Below are 15,355 nucleotides of genomic sequence, written 5' to 3'. Positions count from 1 at the left end.
CCCCGTGCAAATTGCGTTTTATACAGCAGCGCAGTTCAAAAAGCCGAGGCACATCATGACCTACCACCCAAAATCGGATTTCATCGCAGTTATGATGGAACGCGGCTATCTGTCCGACTGTACCGATTATCAGGGCCTGGACGAGGCGCTGATGACTCCCGGCCAATCCGCCTACATCGGTTTCGACGCCACCGCGACCTCGCTGCATGTCGGCTCGCTGATCCAGATCATGATGCTGCGCTGGTTCCAGAAGACCGGCCACAAACCGATCACCCTGATGGGGGGCGGCACCACCAAGGTCGGCGATCCGTCATTCCGCGCTGATGAACGCCCGCTGCTGACCGACGCCCAGATCGACGACAACATCGCCGGCATCAAGAAGGTGTTCGACGCCTATATCGACTATGACAGCGGCGCGGGTAACGCCGCCATGATGCTCAACAACGCCGAATGGCTGGACGATCTGAACTACCTCACCTTTCTGCGGGACATCGGCCGCCATTTCTCGGTGAACCGGATGCTGTCGTTTGAGAGCGTGAAATCGCGCCTCGACCGCGAACAGTCGCTGTCCTTCCTCGAATTCAACTACATGATTTTGCAGGCCTATGACTTCCTGGAGCTGAACCGCCGCTACGGCTGCGTGTTGCAGATGGGTGGCTCGGACCAATGGGGCAATATCGTCAACGGCATCGACCTGACGCGCCGGGTGCTGGACCATGAAATCTATGGCCTCACTTCGCCGCTGCTGACCACCTCAGATGGCAAGAAGATGGGCAAATCGCAGAACGGCGCGATCTGGCTCAATGGCGATCTGCTCTCACCGTATGAGTTCTGGCAGTTCTGGCGCAACACCACCGACGCCGATGTGGGTCGCTTCCTCAAGCTCTACACCGAGCTGCCGGTGGACGAATGCGACCGTCTCGGAGCGCTCGAAGGCTCTGAGGTGAACGCCGCCAAGGTGATCCTCGCCAATGAGGTCACAGCCCTTCTGCACGGCCGCGCCGCTGCCGAAGCCGCAGAGGCCACAGCCCGCGAAGTCTTTGAAAAAGGCGGCGTTGGCGACGACCTACCGACAGTTGTTCTCAGCCTTGATGACTTTACGTGGGTTGGCGCAGCGCCCGAAATGGCCGGCGCTATGTCAACTACCGAAAGGCTGCAGTTCATCAAGCGACTGACCGGAGATAAGAAAGAGTATTATATATCGGCGGTTTCGCTTTTTGTGAAATCCGGGCTGGCCAAATCCGGCAAGGACGCCAAGCGTCTGATCGCCGAGAACGGCGCCAAGATCGATGACCAGCCGCTGACCGATGCAGGTCTGATGATCGACGCTGCCGCTCTGGCCTCGCCGATCAAACTCTCCGCAGGTAAAAAACGCCACGCGCTGGTGCAGCTGGACGGTTAACCGCCGGATTACAGCCAACAGACAAGACAGGAAAAGGGGGCCACTGTGTCCCCTTTTTTCATACGATCAGAAGGCCTGCTAGGATATTCCTGCTCCGGCCATAAGCGTCGCAGCATCCCCGACAAGATGCTCCCGCCCGTCATCTCCCATCCCGGATGGGAATGCCCGTTGGTCCAAGCGCCGCGCAACGCGCGGCGCGGCAACACCAACCAGCCACCAGCCACCAGCCACCAGCCACCAGCCACCAGCCACCAGCCACCAGCCTGCGCAGATTACCTCACGCACTGACCGCAAAGGCAACAGCCACCCGACCTCACAGCAGCAGCAGGTCCACCAGCAACAGCACCAGCCCAATCGGCAAGGACACGGCCAGCGCTGCCAACAGGGCGGCGGCTTTGGTCATCCTTGGGGCCGGTGCATGATGATTTCTAATTTTATTCGCATTTTTCATATCTCTATTAACCATCATTTAGGTTTCGCTGCGGTTAATGGCGCCATGTTCGATTTCACACCAGCAGATGTCATGCCCCGACCCATTCTTCGCGACGAAACCATCTCTGCCCTGCCGCAATCGGCAGAATTTGCCCGCGCGCTTCAGGCGACAGACAAGGACCCACTGGTGCTTGGCCAGATGAAGGACACCGTCGTGATGCGCCGCAAACTCTGGAGACGCATCAACGTGGCCATGGTGAACCGCGCCCGTATCGACAAGCCGTTGCGCCTGCTGGAACAATTGCAGGAAAGCGGTCTGCGCCGCACGCCCGTCATCCTGTCCCCCGAAACGCCGACGCCTGCCCTTGCCCGCCACGGGGCCGTGGCGCTGATCAGCCCGGCCCATGTCGGACTGGTAGACCTGACGACTGACCCCGATCAGCGGCGCGCCAATCTACACCAGAAATGGCGCAACCGATTGGTGCACGGCGAACAGCAGGGCCTGCGCATCACTCGCCAGTCGCTGCCGCAGACATCCGGCCACTGGATTTTTGCCGCGGATGCCGCGCAGCAATCCAACCGCGGCTATCGCAACTGGCCGGTGGATCTGACGCTGGCATACGCCCGCGAAAACAAAGGCATGGCCAAGATCTTCGAGGCCCACGACGGCAAGGAGATCGTCGCGGGCATTCTTGTTCTGCGTCACGGGCGCGGCGCAACCTACCACATTGCCCATACCACCGATCGGGGCAAGGCGCTCTCGGCCCATAACCTGCTGATGTGGGAGGCGATGTCCTGGCTCGCCGAACAGGGCTGCGAACAGCTCGACCTTGGCGTGATCAACACCGAAGACGCCGCCGGTCTGGCCCGGTTCAAACTGGGCACCGGCGCGCGGCTGCACCAACTGGGCGGCACCTGGGCCTATTGGCCGCCGCTGGGTCGCCTGCTGCGCCCCTTGGCCGCGCTCGACAAACGGCTGATGAATCCCGGGCTCTCTGGACACTGCTAGGGGGACGTGATTATCTGAACACACGTTCAGATATGAACCCGATAGCACAGACCCCCGGGAGGAGCCCTGCTCATGAAACTGTCGCAAACCGCCGCCGTCGTCACCGGCGGCGCCTCTGGCCTTGGTGAGGCCACCGCCCGTCATTTCGCCGCCAATGGCGCCCAGGTCACCCTGTTGGACCGCGACGCCGAACGCGGCGCTGCCGTTGCCGCCGAAATCGGCGGGCATTTTGCCGAGACCGATGTCACCAGCGAGCAGTCGGTCGCCGCTGCCATGGTGCTCGCCAGCGAGAAGATGGGCAAGATCAACGCCTGTGTGAACTGCGCCGGCATCGCCCTTGGCATCAAAACCGTGGGCCGTGATGGGGCGCATCCCCTTGATGCCTATCAGCGCACCATCGACATCAACCTCGTCGGCACCTTCAACGTGGCCCGGCTGGCTGCGGTGGAAATCGCCAAATGTGACGCGGCCGAGGATGGCGGCCGCGGCGTGATCATCAACACCGCGTCAATCGCGGCCTTTGATGGTCAAAAGGGCCAGGCCGCCTATGCCGCCTCCAAAGGCGGCGTTGTGGGCATGTGCCTGCCGATGGCCCGTGATCTGGCATCTTCGGGCGTGCGGGTGATGACCATCGCACCGGGCATCTTCATGACCCCGATGCTCGCGGGCCTGCCGGAAGAGGTGCAGCAGCAACTGGCCGCCGATGTGCCCAACCCGGCCCGCCTTGGTGACCCTGCCGAATATGGCCGTCTGGCCGGGTTCATCGTCGAGATGGGCTATCTCAATGGCGAAGTCATCCGCCTCGACGGCGCGCTGCGGATGCGCTGACGCGCTCACAGGTGCAACTATTACAACTGATACCTCACTGATACCTCAAGGGGGATCCCCCCCTTGAGACACCCCCTCCCCCTGATCGACGCGGCACGGGATTGAGCAGCGACAGCCCGCGGAAACTCCGCTAGCCTGTCGTAAAGCCTGACCAAGGGGGAGCCGACCCATGACCCAGCCCAACCTGCCACTGACCGGCGCCTGTCTCTGCGGCGCTGTGCACCTGCATGTCACTGCCGCGCCCCTGCTGACGCTGGCCTGCCACTGCCGCGATTGTCAGAAACTTGCCGCCAGCGCCTATTCCCTGACCGCCATGTTTCCGGCAAATGCCGTCACCACCACGGGAGAGCTGGTGCTGGGCGGCCTCCACAGCGAAGAGCGCAAGCATTATTACTGCCCGAGCTGCCTCAGCTTCGTTCTCTCCCGCCTGAAGGCGGCACCGGAGCGGGTGAATCTGCGTGCCTCCCTGCTGGATGACCTTACGTGGTTCACCCCCTTCGTCGAGATCATGACCGAGGAGAAACAGCTCTGGGCAAAGGTCCCGGCCCCCCACAGCTATGCCCGCTTCCCCACCACGGCGGAGGAGCTGGCGGATCTGATGGACGAATATGCCAAAACCATCGCACCGCCCCCGCCGCCCTCACCCGGAACAGGCCCGGCATGAGCCAAACTGAACGACAAAAGATGCAGGCGGGCGACTGGTACTGTTGCATAGACAGCGAACTCTCGGTGTTGCGTCATCAGGCCCGTCTGGCGGTGCATCAGCACAATCACCGCGCCCCGGATCCCAGCGAACCCCTCAGCTCGCCGCTGGCTGCGCTCTTTGCTGAACATGGACAAAACTGCCTGATCGAGACCCCGTTTCACTGCGCCTACGGGATCAACATCACGCTCGGGCATCAGGTCTATATGAATTCGGGCTGCACCATTCTGGATAGCGCCCCTGTGCGCATTGGGGATCGCACCATGCTGGGTCCAAATGTGCAGATCTACTGCGCCCAGCACCACAAAGATAAAGCCTTACGTGCCGAGGGGTTGGAGATCGCCTATCCGGTCACGCTGGGGTCCGATGTCTGGATTGGCGGCGGCGTGATTATCCTGCCGGGCACCAGCATCGGCGATGGCGCCATCGTCGGCGCTGGTGCCGTGGTAACACGAGATGTGGAGGCCGGGGTGACGGTTGTCGGCAATCCGGCGCGGGCGCTCCCTCGCTAGAATCCGCAGAGTCAAAACGCGAACCTGTTGCGCAGCAGGCGTGCGCCGCCTTAGGCTTCAATCAGGAAAAATTTATATTTTACAAACGACTACGGCAGCGTCTTTGACCCAATGTTTCGCGTGCGAAACATTGGGTCAACATGGCTTACCAAAAAAACCAGACTGGTCTCAGCCCGCAGATTTTTCTTCCAGCTCCAGCCATTCTTCCTCAGCGGCGGAAAGTTTCTCCTGCCGCTCCACCAGCGCATCGGTGGCTTTTTGAAACTTCACCGGCTCGCGGGTGAACAGCTCAGGATCGGCCATCAGCTGTTGCAGCTTGGCGATCTCCGCCTCCAGCCGTTCAATCTCTCCGGGCAGCGCCTCCAGCCGATGTTTTTCCTTAAAGCTCAGACCGTCCTTGGGCTGCGCTTCCTGCTTGGGTTTTGGCTTGGCGGCCTTGGCTTTCTCAGCCTTCTCTGCGGCACCTTCAGCCGGGGCACGCTGGGCCAGATAGTCACTCCAGCCGCCGGCATAGGCCGTGGCCCCGCCGCCGCCTTCCATGGCGATGGTGGTGGTGGCCACGCGGTCCAGAAAATCCCGGTCGTGGCTCACCAGCAGAACCGTGCCATCGTAGCTGTCCAAGAGCTCCTGCAACAGGTCGAGCGTCTCGACATCCAGATCATTGGTCGGTTCATCCAGCACCAGCAGGTTGCTCTGCCGCGCCATCAACCGCGCCAGCAGCAGCCGCGCCTTCTCGCCCCCGGACAGGGACCGCACAGGCGCGCGGGCCTGCGCCTCGTCGAACAGGAATTCCTTCAGGTAGCCAACCACATGTTTCGGCTGCCCCCGCACCATCACCTGATCCGCCTTGCCGGAAATCCCCAGCAGCGGATCAGAGGTCAGGTTTTCCCAAAGGCTGGCATTGCCATCCAACTGGTCACGGGTCTGATCAAACAGCGCAAGCTCCAGATTGGTGCCCATCTGCACAGCGCCTTCGTCGGGCTGCTCCAGCCCCAGAAGCATCTTCAACAGGGTTGTCTTGCCTGCACCATTCGGCCCGACAAAGGCGACGCGATCACCACGCTGCACCTTGATCGAGAAATCCCGCACAATCGTTTTGTCGCCGTAGGATTTGGACAGCCCTTCGGCCTCGATCACCTTGCGGCCAGATTTCGGGCCTGCGTCCAGTGCCAGTTCGGCAGTGCCTTGCCGTTTGATCTGGCTGGACCGCTCCGATTTTAGATCCTGAAGCGCGCGGACCCGGCCCATATTCCGTTTCCGGCGGGCAGAGATGCCCTCAACCGCCCAGCGGCTTTCGGATTTGATCAGCCGGTTCAGCTTGTGGCGCTGCTGGTCTTCGTCTTCCCAGATCTTGTCACGCCAGGCTTCAAAGCCGTCAAATCCCTTTTCCTGACGGCGCACCTGCCCCCGGTCCACCCAAAGCGTCGCGCGGGTCAGCGCCCGCAGAAACGCCCGGTCGTGCGAGATCAGCACAAAGGCGGCGCGGGTCGATTTCAGCTCATTCTCAAGCCAGGTGATCGCCTCGATGTCCAGATGGTTGGTCGGCTCGTCCAGCAGCATCAGATCCGGTGCCTCAGCCATCAGCTTGGCCAGCGCTGCACGGCGTTTTTCCCCGCCGGAGGCCGTCGCCACAGGGCGGGCAGGATCAAATTTCAGACCCTCGCCTGCGCGCTCCACCTTGTACATCTCGCCGGGGTCCAGCTCGGAGGCCGCGAAATCACCCAGCGTGGCAAAGCCGGTCATCTGCGGGTCCTGCTCCATATAGCCGACGGATTTTCCGGGCGGCACCACCAGCGATCCTTTGTCGGCCTCGACCAGACCGGCCATCACCTTCATCAGGGTTGACTTGCCAGATCCGTTGCGCCCGACCAGCGCCACCCGGTCGCCGGGTTGCACCACCAGATCAAGATCCGCGAACACCGGATCGCCCCCAAAGGTGAGGGAAATGCCGGACATCTGTAAAAGAGGAATACGTGCCATGCGAGGCTGCTAAACCGGGGCGCGGGGCAGGTCAACGGCTGTCACGCTTTGACAACGGGTGAACTAGCCTGCAACCGCCCTTAGCAGGCGCTTGCGCGCTTCTGGGATTGCCGCAATCTCAACCCCGGTAAACACATGGAATGTGCCCAGATCCCGGTCGATCACCGCATGATCGCTGACCCAGCCCCCCATCATCAGATAGGTGCGCAGCAGCGGTGGCATCTGTTGCAACGCCTGTTTGCCATCAGGCACCGGCAGGTTCATCTTGGCAAAGCGCAGGATCTCTGCGGCGCGCACCCCCACCCCCTGCCCCGGTTCCGGCTGGTGGCGCAGGCGCAACACCGCCAGCGCGTGCAGGTAGGGCGTGGGCTCAGTGCCCTGAAAGGACGAGCAGCCAAACAGCAATTCGACGTGGTGATCATCGACAAACGCCGTCAACGCCCCCCAGGCCAGGCGCAGTATATCTGCATCCTGCCAATCGGGATGGATGCAAAACCGTCCCAGCTCCAGCAGTGGACCCGGACGGGGGTAAAGTACGGAAAGATCATAACTTTGTGCGGCGTAGCTCTGGGCGAGCGCCGCCCCATCCGGCAACAGCAACAGGCGAAAACAGCCCACCAATGCGCCGCTGCTGCGATCTTCAATCAGCATATGCTGGCACCGCTGGTCCAGCGCGTCCGCATCCGGCCTTTGTCGTCCAAAACACAGGCCGCGCAGCTCTTGCGCGCGCCGCAGATCAGCCCCCTGCTCTGCATCCCGCCCTGATCCGGGGATCAGCCGCACATCGTAGCGCCCACGCGACAGATACGGCTGGGTCGTCGCAACTGGCTTCGGCGCCAGATGCCTGGTCTGAGTCTCTGCCCCGTCAAGGGTCATGGCTGACGTTTTCAAGACATCCCCCAGCGACACACTGTTACCAATACACAAGGCCCGCACAGCCCCGACACATCCAGCCCCAAATCACCCGGGCAGCCTACCATGAGCCACGTATCAGCCAAATGAAACAATAGCCATCAGACAGGTCATCACGTGGTCCATGGATCGGATCATGCGACAGGCTGCCCTCAATAACGATAAAAGCCACCCCGTTTTGGGATGGCTCCTGAGTATCGCGGCAAGTCCGATGCGGCCCGGCGACTTATTCGATCAGCCCACCGGGGCCAAAGTTCCCGAGACTGCCCAGAAGCTGGCGCAGGAATGTCTTGTCCTGCACGTTGGAGCTGGTCACACGGCGCTGCAAGGGAATCACCCGGCCCTGTTCCAAACCGTAGCGTTCGATGCCTGTGACCACGCCCTGATCATTGAAATTGATCGCCACCAATTCACGCGAAACCGGCTTGGTCGCCGACGGTCCACGACGGCGCATCAGGGTAGAGACGTAGTAATACCCCCCATCGGTCAGCACCCCCTCAGCCGCCGGGACACCGACGGTTTCAGCCACGCTGTCCTTGGTATCAACGCCAACAACCACTTCGGAGAGCAGTTCCTCACTGGGCACATAGCCGTGCTTGCGATACATGGAGCAAGCTCCCACCGCGAGCCCCGCTATCAAGAGAACCGTGACCCTTGTCGCCGCCTTCAGCGACCTTGCGCGTTTGGATGTCATGCTACTCTCTTACCCCCCGGCTTGAATACGCCTTTGAACCGGATTACCTAAACCGAGCCTCCGGTTCAAGAAACGAAAGTCCCCCAAATGTCTGAGAGCACCGCTTTTCGCGTCGCTGACCTACCCCAAAACCGCGCAACCACCTTTGAGCTGCGCCCCGATGTCGATGTTCTGAAAGCTTTGGCGCAGGATCTTGGCGTCGATGATCTGCGCAAACTGCGCTTTGCCGGAGAAATCCGTGCCCTGGGCAAACGCGACTGGGAGCTGGTGGGTGATCTGGGGGCCACCGTGGTGCAGCCCTGTGTGGTGACGCTGGATCCTGTTACCACCCGCATTGACCAGAAGGTGCGCCGCAGCTTTATCGCCGGGATGGTGCATCCCGACAGCGAGGAAGAGGTGGAAATGCCGGAAGATGACACCAGCGAGCCGCTAGGCAGCCATATCTCCCCGCAGGAGGTCATGGTTGAATCGCTGGCGCTGGCGCTGCCGCAATATCCCCGCAAAGATGGCGTCTCGCTCGGAGAATCGGTGCATGCCGAACCGGGCGTTGCCCCCATGCGGGACGAGGACACCAGACCCTTTGCCGGACTAGCAGCCCTGCGCGATCAGCTTGACGGCGGCAGCGAAGACTGAAAAGAGGACGACCAGACGATTCCGATTGGTGTTCCCGCCCCGACCGGCCAAAAAACCACTTGCACCAGCGTGAATTCGCAGTATTTTCGCGCGCTCATCGGAATTTTGGTTGGACATCGGCAAGGCTGAGGCCTAAACGCACGGCAGACCGATCGAAACATTGAATGTGAAACGCGCCGCGGGGACAGCCCCAAGGCCCCAAGTGACAAAGGTTGAGACATGGCTGTCCAACAGAACAAAGTATCCAAGTCGCGTCGCAACAACCGCCGCGCGCACGATGCACTGGTTGCTGCAAACCCGAACGAATGCGGCAACTGCGGCGAACTGAAGCGCCCACACCACGTATGCCCCTCCTGCGGCCACTACGACGAAAAAGAAATCGTCGCAGCAGCCAACGAGATCGACATGGACGAAGACGCGGCCTAAGCCGCGTCTGAACCAGACTTATGTCAGGCAGGCGTTTTTTATGACGGGTAAACCCGATCACATACAGAAGAATGCCGGCCGCATAGTTATTTCGGTTGACGCCATGGGCGGAGATGCCGGCCCCGCAGTTGTGGTGGCCGGCATCGCCATGTCCGCAGATAAGAACCCCGATCTTGGGTTTATTCTGCATGGCCCCGAGGACCAGCTAAAGCCACTGGTGGCTAAGAAACGCATCCTGAACGGACGCGTGGAATTCCGCGACGCGCGGGACGTGGTCACCATGGAGGACAAACCCAGCCAGGTCATGCGAAATGGCAAAGGCACCTCCATGTGGTCGGCGCTCGATTCGGTCAAACAGGGCGAAGCCGCCGGGGCCGTGTCCTGCGGCAACACTGGCGCGCTGATGGCGCTGTCGATGTTGCGCCTGCGCAAACTGCCAGGTGTGAACCGTCCGGCAATTGCGATTCTCTGGCCCTCACGCAATCCGCAGGGGTTCAACGTGATGCTGGACGTCGGCGCTGATGTCCGCGCCGATGCGCAGGACCTGCTGCAATACGCGCTGATGGGCACCTCTTATGTGCGCAATTCGATGGACATACCCCGCCCCCGCGTGGGCCTGCTGAATGTCGGCACCGAGGAACACAAAGGCCACGCTGATCTGAAAGAGGCTTACGGGCTGATCTCGGATCATTCCGAAACCGGGGGGTTTGACTTCGTCGGTTTTGTCGAAGGCAGCGATATCCCCGGCGACACCGCCGATGTGATCGTCACCGACGGGTTCACCGGCAATGTCGCCATTAAAACCGGCGAAGGCACCGCCAGCCTGATGCGTATCACCCTGCGCGAAGCGTTTGAATATTCCTTCCTGTCCAAGATTGCCGCGCTGTTGGCGATGACCTCGCTGAAGCGGCTCTCAAAGCGGCTGGATCCGCGCCGTGTGAATGGTGGTGTATTTCTTGGCCTGAATGGCACCGTGGTGAAATCCCACGGCGGCGCGGATGCCACCGGTGTCTCGGCAGCGGTCAAGCTGGCGTTCCGGCTGGCCCAGCAGGGGTTTGCAGAAAAACTCGCGGCACGGGTTGCATCCTCTGTGGCGCTTACCCAAGATAAACCAGCGCAAATGGACGAGACATCACCGGACCAGGCGCCCACCAAAAAAGACTAAAAGGCAGGCAGCAGAATGACGCGACGCGCAGTAATTGTCGGGGCCGGGCATTATCTCCCAGAACGCGTTGTCGAGAACGCAGAATTTGAAGCCACACTAGACACGTCAGACGAATGGATTCGCAGCCGCTCCGGGATTGAGCGCCGTCATTTCGCAGGCGACGGCGAAACCACGTCCACCATGGCCACCTGGGCTGCGCAAAAGGCGCTGGCTGATGCGGGCCTCAGCGCCGATGATATCGACGCCATTGTGGTGGCGACCTCGACGGCCGATTTCACCTTTCCTTCTGCTGCCACCATGGTGCAGGCACAGCTGGGCATGACCAGCGGCTTTGCCTTTGACGTTCAAGCGGTCTGTGCGGGCTTTGTCTACGCACTGAGCAACGCCAATGCGCTGCTGGCCTCGGGGCAGGCCACCCGGGTTCTGGTGATCGGCGCCGAGACCTTTAGCAAGATCATGGATTGGACCGACCGGTCGACCTGTGTGCTGTTTGGAGATGGGGCCGGTGCACTGGTACTAGAAGCCCAAGACAGCACAGGCACCAGCGATGATCGCGGCATTCTGGCAACCGACCTGAATTCAGACGGCCGCTACAAGGATCTGCTTTATGTCGATGGTGGTGTGTCGACCCAGAACACTGGCCATCTGCGGATGCAGGGCAATCAGGTGTTCCGCCATGCTGTCGAGAAACTGGCCTCCACCGCCACTACCGCGCTGGAACGTGCCGGATTGACAGCCGCCGACGTGGACTGGATCGTGCCACATCAGGCCAATATCCGCATCATTCAGGGCACTGCCAAGAAGATGGGCCTGCCAATGGAGAAGGTCGTGGTGACAGTACAGGATCACGGCAATACCTCCGCCGCATCGATCCCACTGGCGCTTTCGGTGGGCAAAGCCCGTGGTCAGATCAAACAGGGCGATCTGGTGGTCACAGAGGCGATTGGCGGCGGTTTGGCCTGGGGGGCTGTGGTACTGCGCTGGTAGGCGGCAAGGCATCGCTCAGAACGGACGCATTTTACGAGTCGAACTCCCCTATGCAATTCATTGATATTGACAGGGAAATTCCCCCCGCCCTATGCTTCGACAAACAGCGGGGATGGTTATGAGCGAAAAAACACTAACACGAATGGATTTGAGTGAAGCAGTCTTCCGCGAAGTCGGGCTGTCGCGCAACGAAAGCGCGCAGCTGGTGGAAAGCATGCTTCAGCATATGTCTGACGCCCTGGTCCGTGGCGAACAGGTCAAAATTTCTTCCTTTGGGACGTTCAGCGTGCGCGATAAATCTGCCCGCGTCGGACGCAATCCAAAGACCGGCGAAGAGGTGCCCATTCAGCCTCGTCGCGTTTTGACCTTTCGACCATCGCATTTGATGAAGGACCGGGTGGCCGACGGGAACCGTAAATAACGGTCAGTAACCACAGGACACACCACGCGATGTCAAAATCACCAGACGCCTTCCGCACCATCAGCGAAGTTGCGGAGTGGCTGGGGATCCAGGCGCATGTCTTGCGTTTCTGGGAAAGCAAATTCACCCAGATAAAACCGGTCAAACGCGCAGGCGGACGCCGGTACTATCGGCCTGCCGATGTCGATTTGCTCGGCAGCATCAAGGTGTTGCTGCACGAAAAAGGGCTGTCCATAAAAGATGTGCAGGCGCTGTTGCGCGAACATGGGCCTGCCCATGTTGCCGCCATGGGGGGCGAGCAATCTGTCGAGGACGGTGCCGGTGACACCGCGACCGACACTGTCGGCCCAGCCACCGGTGAGATTATCGACGCTGAGGCCAGCCCTTTCGAAGCTGAGGAGACGGCCACCGCAGAGGAGGTCGCAGCCCCCGACGCGCTTGGCTCCCAAGCGCCGAGGTCTGACCCACCTGCGACCGCCCCCGACGTGCATGTCGGGGCAACGCCAGCCCAACCAGCTGCACCCACAGTTGCGCCACCGGGCACAGCTGCGGCCCCACCCGTGGCCCCCCCGATCGCGGCGACCGCAGCGGCGGATCAGGGCGTGATCGCGCCTGGACACCCAGCAGTCAGCCCGATCACTGACGGGTCGCAGACGCCGGTTTCCCCCTCGACGGCTGCCGCGCCTGCGACGATGCCAACGGTGGACGGTGCTGAAGACGAAATTGTGACAGCCGCGGCATCGCAGGGTGACCAGCCAGCGATCACGCCAGATCCAACTATGTCTGCCAGCACCGCAAGTGCTGGCGCATCCGCGCCGACAGGTTCGGCCCCCGCCGCAGCGGCCCATCCTGCCGCTCCCGGCGTGCCTGCCGAACCGATGCCCGCATCCCCTGTGCCCGCATCCCCTGTACCAGCGGCTCCTGTGTCTGCGGCTCCAGCGACCACTGGTTTGCCCACGGACGCGCCGGTCGCACCGGCGCAAATTCCCGACAATGCTGCGCCCTTGTCCCCGGCTGCGATGCCCAACGCCGCCGGTGATTCTGCCGCGTCTGGTGAGGTATTTTCCCCTGTGGCCCCTGCCCCGGCTGTGCCGGTGGCCGCGGATGTTACGCCGCCTGAGGCGGCCCCCACTGAGACCACATCACTTGATCCAATTGACGCCGCAGTGGCGGACACTGGATCCCTGCACCCGCCTGCCATGATGCCGTCCGAAACGGCCATCCCGACGCCTGCCCAGACCTCAGACGTCGCAATGCCCCCAGTCGGCGAAGCTGGTCAGGCCGACTTTGCAGATCTGCCGCCTGCCGCCGCACCGCTGAGTGAGCCACAACCTTTGGCGGACGCCGCACCATCCGGTGCGCCCTTAGATCCGCTTGATCTGCCCGCATCGCCATCTGCCGAGAACCAGCCGAAGGCCAACCCGCAGCCTGATTTCGCGCAGGATACAACCAAGGCCGCCGCCCACCCGGTGGAGGCAACCGCGCCTGAAACTGTGCCTGCCACGGAGACTATCACGGAGACTGCCACCCCGGATCATGCCGCGACCAATGCGGACATGGTTGCAGATACACCCGAGCAGGCCGATCTTTGGACAGATGTGCCTGAGGCGCGGACCGAGACTGCATCTGACGGCCTGGGTGAGCAGGACGCAGACGCTGCGGTCGCGCCTGTGGTGCCGGTCGATAGCGGGCCTGAGCTTGTCGATAGCGCAGCGCCTGCTGAACTACCGCAAGAGATCACTACCGAGCCAGCGATCGAAAACACCGCGCCGCAAGATTCGCCCTGGAGCGACAGCACCGATGCGCCGGCCCGTGCCCTGTCGCGGGACGAAACCGCCCTGCCGGCTGAGGATGCCACCGGTTCAGCTGCCGAATCTGCGCCTGAGCTGCCCGCAACTGATCCTGCTGCGCTGCCAGATGTGGAACCGGCGCTTGGTGACGATGCGACGCCACAACCAGAGACGATACCGGATGTGCCGGTGTTTGATCAAGACGACAGCCCCGTTCCCGTGGCCGAGGTATTGGACGCCGATCCAGCCCTGCCGGATGTAGCAGCAGCATCCACAGAGCCGTCCGAAACCATATCGGAAACCCCGGTTGAGCTGCTTGCTGAGGGTATGCCAGAGCAGCCTGAAGCAGCGACCGAGGATGTTCGGGCAGACGACATAATCGCCGATCAGGCCATTGCAGATCAGCCCCCCCTGGATGAGCCATTAAGCGAGTTTATCGCAGCTGCGCCTGCGGACACTCTGCCTGACGACAACGAAGCTCCAACCCCAGACGCTGAGCCAATCAGCTTTGTTGATGCCGCAGTGGATCCTGTTGCACCTGTTGAGCTGTCAGGTGAACCACCTCTTGAACCGCAGGTTCTGGCATCTGCGACGGATCCTGTGGCCCCGACATTGAACATGGCCCCGACCTTGGACACGGCGGAAATTTCGGCCCCGATAGAAAAGGCCGACCACGATACACTTGCACGGCCTGAAGGCGTCGCCGCGGATGATTTGGCCCCCGACCTGCCAGCGGACCTGCCTGATCTCGCGGAGCCAAGCCCGGTGGATGTGGCATCGCCAGTCGCGCCAGAACTGGATCCGCTCGACACGCCACTGGACGAGAGTTTCGTCAGCGATGCGGTTCTGAATGCGACTGCGGTGGACAATGCATTGCTGGACGCGCCACTTCAGGACGACATGCCGCTGCACGCGCCTGAGCTGGCATCGCTGGATCAAGAGACCGCTGCGCCGGACGGTACCGAGGCCGAGGATCTGGCCGTTCCAGAGGCCTTTGCAGACAATACGGAGCCGCACGACAGCCTCGAAAATCTGGAGCCTGTAACCGCACCAGAAGCACCAGCAATGGTCGAGCCCGCACAGACCGATATTGAGCTGGCCCCGGCCGAGCCGGAGATGGCAGAGGCGCCTGCCCCGCTCCCGGTGCCATTGGTGATTGACGCGCCTGACACACCTGCCGAACCTGTGCAACACAGCGCGAGGGTGCTGGCGCAGCTGGCGGCGGTATCCATCCTGCCTGCGGATCACATGGCGCAGGCACGGGCCTGTGCCGAGGCGCTGCGGGCGCATCGCGGTACGACCTAGAAACTTGCAGAGGTCGCGATATAAACTGGTTTTTTCGCTTGCCCCTGCCGGAAAAAAGGGTAGAAACCAGCGCAACGGGCTATAGCGCAGCCTGGTAGCGCGTCCGTCTGGGGGACGGAAGGTCGCAGGTTCGAGTCCTGCTAGCCCGACCAAAAT

The 15,355-nt window shown here is 61.7% G+C and carries 15 protein-coding genes and 1 tRNA gene; 12 read left to right on the top strand and 4 right to left on the bottom strand.

Annotated features, from left to right (window positions below; translation table 11 throughout):
* The first annotated feature begins 55 nt into the window (after positions 1–55).
* Positions 56–1,402, top strand: a complete 1,347-nt coding sequence (gene tyrS, locus PhaeoP97_RS05595; RefSeq protein ID WP_072504238.1) for a tyrosine--tRNA ligase — start codon at positions 56–58, stop codon at positions 1,400–1,402.
* A gap of 78 nt (positions 1,403–1,480) precedes the next feature.
* On the opposite strand, the gene PhaeoP97_RS05590 is transcribed toward tyrS, so the two are convergent.
* Positions 1,481–1,696 (bottom strand): hypothetical protein, encoded by a 216-nt coding sequence (locus tag PhaeoP97_RS05590; protein ID WP_157891233.1) that lies wholly within the window; start codon positions 1,694–1,696, stop codon positions 1,481–1,483.
* Positions 1,697–1,898: 202 nt separating this feature from the next.
* On the opposite strand from PhaeoP97_RS05590, the gene PhaeoP97_RS05585 reads away from it, so the two are divergent.
* The 4 genes from PhaeoP97_RS05585 (at position 1,899) to PhaeoP97_RS05570 (ending at position 4,886) form a co-directional block, all read left to right on the top strand.
* The gene (locus PhaeoP97_RS05585) at positions 1,899–2,843 is read left to right on the top strand and encodes a GNAT family N-acetyltransferase (protein WP_072506319.1); all 945 of its coding nucleotides are present in this window, start codon (positions 1,899–1,901) and stop codon (positions 2,841–2,843) included.
* A 72-nt stretch (positions 2,844–2,915) separates the two neighbouring features.
* Entirely contained in the window at positions 2,916–3,671 is a 756-nt protein-coding gene (locus tag PhaeoP97_RS05580; protein WP_072504236.1) for an SDR family NAD(P)-dependent oxidoreductase, read from the top strand.
* A 169-nt stretch (positions 3,672–3,840) separates the two neighbouring features.
* A complete protein-coding gene (locus tag PhaeoP97_RS05575; protein ID WP_072504235.1) occupies positions 3,841–4,335 on the top strand; it encodes a GFA family protein in 495 nt (164 codons plus the stop codon).
* Positions 4,332–4,886: a sugar O-acetyltransferase gene (locus tag PhaeoP97_RS05570; protein ID WP_072504234.1), complete on the top strand. Its 555-nt coding sequence runs from the start codon at positions 4,332–4,334 to the stop codon at positions 4,884–4,886. Before PhaeoP97_RS05575 ends, PhaeoP97_RS05570 begins: the two co-directional genes overlap by 4 nt.
* 168 nt (positions 4,887–5,054) lie before the next feature.
* Here the strand turns inward: PhaeoP97_RS05570 and PhaeoP97_RS05565 are convergent, their stop codons facing one another.
* The 3 genes from PhaeoP97_RS05565 to PhaeoP97_RS05555 form a co-directional block, all read right to left on the bottom strand.
* A complete protein-coding gene (locus PhaeoP97_RS05565) occupies positions 5,055–6,866 on the bottom strand; it encodes an ABC-F family ATP-binding cassette domain-containing protein (RefSeq protein ID WP_072504233.1) in 1,812 nt (603 codons plus the stop codon).
* A 63-nt stretch (positions 6,867–6,929) separates the two neighbouring features.
* Entirely contained in the window at positions 6,930–7,742 is an 813-nt protein-coding gene (locus PhaeoP97_RS05560; protein WP_072504232.1) for a GNAT family N-acetyltransferase, read from the bottom strand.
* A 262-nt stretch (positions 7,743–8,004) separates the two neighbouring features.
* Complete coding sequence (locus tag PhaeoP97_RS05555) at positions 8,005–8,472, bottom strand: outer membrane protein assembly factor BamE (protein WP_072504231.1); 468 nt, start codon at positions 8,470–8,472, stop codon at positions 8,005–8,007.
* An 87-nt stretch (positions 8,473–8,559) separates the two neighbouring features.
* Between PhaeoP97_RS05555 and PhaeoP97_RS05550 the strand changes: the two genes are divergently transcribed.
* From PhaeoP97_RS05550 to PhaeoP97_RS05520, 7 genes are all read left to right on the top strand, one after another.
* Positions 8,560–9,105 carry a YceD family protein gene (locus PhaeoP97_RS05550; protein ID WP_072504230.1) on the top strand — a complete coding sequence of 182 codons (546 nt, stop codon included), beginning with the start codon at positions 8,560–8,562 and terminating at the stop codon, positions 9,103–9,105.
* A gap of 219 nt (positions 9,106–9,324) precedes the next feature.
* Entirely contained in the window at positions 9,325–9,531 is a 207-nt protein-coding gene (gene rpmF, locus PhaeoP97_RS05545; RefSeq protein ID WP_072504229.1) for a 50S ribosomal protein L32, read from the top strand.
* 40 nt (positions 9,532–9,571) lie between these two features.
* Positions 9,572–10,696 carry a phosphate acyltransferase PlsX gene (gene plsX, locus PhaeoP97_RS05540; RefSeq protein ID WP_072504228.1) on the top strand — a complete coding sequence of 375 codons (1,125 nt, stop codon included), beginning with the start codon at positions 9,572–9,574 and terminating at the stop codon, positions 10,694–10,696.
* Between the two features lie 15 nt (positions 10,697–10,711).
* Positions 10,712–11,683, top strand: coding sequence for a beta-ketoacyl-ACP synthase III (locus PhaeoP97_RS05535; RefSeq protein WP_072504227.1), 972 nt, complete (start codon positions 10,712–10,714; stop codon positions 11,681–11,683).
* A 118-nt stretch (positions 11,684–11,801) separates the two neighbouring features.
* A complete protein-coding gene (gene ihfA, locus PhaeoP97_RS05530) occupies positions 11,802–12,104 on the top strand; it encodes an integration host factor subunit alpha (protein WP_072506318.1) in 303 nt (100 codons plus the stop codon).
* Between the two features lie 29 nt (positions 12,105–12,133).
* Positions 12,134–15,199, top strand: coding sequence for a MerR family transcriptional regulator (locus PhaeoP97_RS20485; protein ID WP_072504226.1), 3,066 nt, complete (start codon positions 12,134–12,136; stop codon positions 15,197–15,199).
* A gap of 75 nt (positions 15,200–15,274) precedes the next feature.
* Positions 15,275–15,351, top strand: a tRNA-Pro gene (locus PhaeoP97_RS05520).
* Positions 15,352–15,355: the final 4 nt, after the last annotated feature.

The sequence above is a fragment of the Phaeobacter porticola genome (genome assembly GCF_001888185.1).
Lineage (GTDB): Bacteria > Pseudomonadota > Alphaproteobacteria > Rhodobacterales > Rhodobacteraceae > Phaeobacter > Phaeobacter porticola.
The sequence above is the reverse complement of the archived record's forward strand: the minus strand, read 5'-3'. Positions and strand labels throughout refer to the sequence as shown.